The sequence below is a fragment of the Novosphingobium sp. 18050 genome, assembly GCF_902706195.1.
Classification (GTDB): Bacteria; Pseudomonadota; Alphaproteobacteria; order Sphingomonadales; family Sphingomonadaceae; genus Novosphingobium.
Genome location: NZ_CACSJO010000109.1, coordinates 1 through 412 on the forward strand (window position 1 = coordinate 1; position 412 = coordinate 412).

1 protein-coding gene is annotated in these 412 nt (G+C 71.4%); it reads right to left on the reverse strand.

Features of this window, described 5'->3' with window-relative positions; genetic code table 11:
• Window positions 1–235: 235 nt before the first annotated feature.
• Window positions 236–409 carry a hypothetical protein gene (locus tag GVL61_RS25560; RefSeq protein WP_368667152.1) on the reverse strand — a complete coding sequence of 58 codons (174 nt, stop codon included), beginning with the start codon at window positions 407–409 and terminating at the stop codon, window positions 236–238.
• Between the last annotated feature and the right edge of the window lie 3 nt (window positions 410–412).

The following is a 412-nucleotide window of genomic DNA, read 5'->3' on the forward strand; positions in this document are numbered from 1 at the left end:
TTCGGTGAAGCGCTTGGTGAGGCCGCGTGCCTGGAGGACCACTTCGTTGTTCCGCGCGTTCATCTCGATTCTCCAGCGCGCAAGGCGCTACCCACGGCCCATGAAACCGGCATGGCCCAGTCCAGTGGCAGCCAAGCAAGGGCCGCCCCGCAGCGAGGGCTGCGTCCACCCGCCCGACGTGCGCAGCACGGCGAGAGCGGGGGGAAGCGGCGCAGCCGCTCAGGGGGGTGCTCCCTCATTTCAGGGGTACAGCTTCCGCCATCGCCACCACCTGTTCGGCCGCACCGCGCCCCGCATCGCCCACGGGCACGAGCCGGTGCGCGATCGTCTGCGGCAGCACGGCCTGCACGTCGTCGGGCGCTACGTAGTCGCGGCCGGCGATCAGCGCCTGCGCCTTGGCCGCGCGGATGAG